The following is a 1,997-nucleotide window of genomic DNA, read 5'->3' as shown; positions in this document are numbered from 1 at the left end:
GTGGGCCTCGCCGGGGTCGCGGGCCGCCGCTTCGACGAGCTCTCGGGCGGGCAGCAGCAGCGCGGCATTCTCGCCCGTGCGCTGGTCTCGAACCCCCGCCTGCTCCTGCTCGACGAGCCGTTCAACGGCCTGGACCGCGAGAACCGCGACACCCTGCTCGAGCTGCTCGGCGAGCTGCGCGCCGAGGGGCGCACGATCATCGTGAGCACGCACGACCTCGAGATCGCGCAGAAGGCCTGCACGCATGTGCTGCTGCTCTCCGCCGGGCACTCGCACGACCAGCCGGGGCACCCGGCCGGCTTCGGTCCGATCGGCGAGGCGCTCACGCTGGAGGCCGTGGAGCATGCGTTCCACGACATGACGGTGGAGCTCGACGAGCACACCGTGACCACCTCCCGCGAGACGGAGTAGGCGCCCCATGGATGTCGGCCTCCTCGAGGTGTTCGCGTTGCCCTTCATGGCGCGCGCGCTCGCGACGGTCGCGATCCTCGCCGTCGCGGCGGGCGTCGTGGGACTCGGGATCAGCTTCCGCGAGATGGAGTTCGTGAGCGACGGCGTCGTGCACGCCGTGTTCCCCGGGCTCGTGATCGGCGCGGCCCTCGGCGGATCCGCCGGGCTCCTGCCCGGGGCGGTGCTCGCCGCCCTCATCGCGGCCGTGCTGTTCGCGCTCCTCGGCGGCGGGCATGGCGGCGGTCGTCGTGGCGGGTCGCCCCGCGCGGACGGGGATGCGGCGATCGCTGTCGTGCTCACCGGTCTCTTCAGCCTGGGCGTCGTCCTCGTCTCCAGGCAGGAGGGGTACGTCTCGCAGCTGCAGGAACTGCTCTTCGGTCGTCTGCTCACGGTGACCGCGGTGCAGCTGTGGCAGATCCTCGCCGTCGCGATCCTCGCGATCGGGATCATGCTGGTGACGCGCCGCGCCCAGATCTTCCGCGCCTTCGACCCCGAGGGCGCCGAGGCGGCCGGCTACTCGCCGCGCGCGGCGGATCTGGCGCTCACCGCGGCGATCGCCCTGCTCACCGTCGCAGGCGTGCAGGCGCTCGGCGTCCTCATGGTCGTAGCGCTGCTGACCGTGCCGATGGCGGTGTCCCGCCTCGCGACGCGCCGGCTCCGACTGCTCGTCCCGGTCGCTGTGCTCGTCCCTCTCGTCGCCGGTGTCGCCGGGCTGTGGCTGGCCTTCGACTGGTCGGTGCGTACCGGGGCGACCATCTCCCCGGGGGCCCTCGTGGTCCTGCTGCTCGTGGCCCTCTACGCCCTCGCCGTGCTGATCCGCTCGCTCGCGGGTCGGATCGGCGCCGGTGCCGCACGTCCGGCCGGAGGCGCACGATGAACTACTTCGCCCTCGCCGCGCTCGAACTCGCCCTGCTCGGCCTCCTCGGCGGCGTCGCAGGCACCCTGATCGTGCTGCGCCGCCGTTCCTTCTTCGCCGTGGCCCTCAGCCACGCGACGTTCCCGGGCGGGGTGATCTTCGCGATCGCCGGCGCCAACCTGCTGATCGGGCAGGCGCTCTTCGCGCTGCTGCTGGTGCTCATGATGACGCTGCTCTCCCGAGTGCCCGGGCAGGGTCGGCAGGTGGCGAGCGGCGTCGTGCTGTCGTTCGGTTTCGCCCTCGGCGCACTGCTGTCGAGCCTGAACCCGGGGCTGGGCGTGCCCGTCGACGCGCTGTTGGTCGGCTCGCCCCTCTCCGTGACGGGTGCCGACGTCACGGCGACCGCAGTGGTCCTGGCGCTCTCGCTGATCGTCGCGGGCGTGATGGCGAGGCGGATCCTCTTCCACACCTTCGACCCCGTGGGCTTCGAGACGGCCGGCTTCCGGAGCTGGCCGATCGAACTGGCGGTCACGGGCATCGTCGCCGCGAGCGTCGTCGTGGCGATGCCCGCGGTGGGCGCGATCCTCGGCGTCGCCGTGCTGATCGGTCCGGCGGCGGCGGCGCAGCTCGTGGCGCCTCGGGTGCACTGGATCCCGCCCATCGCCGCCGGCCTCGGCGTCGTCGGCGGCCT

The 1,997-nt window shown here is 73.0% G+C and carries 3 protein-coding genes; all 3 read left to right on the top strand.

The features are described 5' to 3' along the window. A partial coding sequence (locus tag ACFPZL_RS12640; protein ID WP_382335701.1) for an ATP-binding cassette domain-containing protein occupies positions 1 to 411 on the top strand: 411 nt, incomplete at its 5' end. A gap of 7 nt (positions 412 to 418) precedes the next feature. After that, positions 419 to 1,327: a metal ABC transporter permease gene (locus ACFPZL_RS12635; protein ID WP_218114497.1), complete on the top strand. Its 909-nt coding sequence runs from the start codon at positions 419 to 421 to the stop codon at positions 1,325 to 1,327. After that, on the top strand, positions 1,324 to 1,997 hold a 674-nt coding region (locus ACFPZL_RS12630; RefSeq protein ID WP_382335699.1), incomplete at its 3' end, for a metal ABC transporter permease. The genes ACFPZL_RS12635 and ACFPZL_RS12630, both read left to right, overlap by 4 nt.

The organism is Leucobacter soli (assembly GCF_042659205.1).
Lineage (GTDB): Bacteria > Actinomycetota > Actinomycetes > Actinomycetales > Microbacteriaceae > Leucobacter > Leucobacter soli.
Note: the sequence above shows the minus strand (reverse complement) of the source record. Positions and strands in the feature narration are given on the sequence as shown.

Coding starts and splice junctions, on each gene's coding strand:
- ACFPZL_RS12635 (WP_218114497.1), top strand. CDS start 419: ATGGATGTCGGCCTCCTCGAGGTGTTCGCGTTGCCCTTCATGGCGCGC.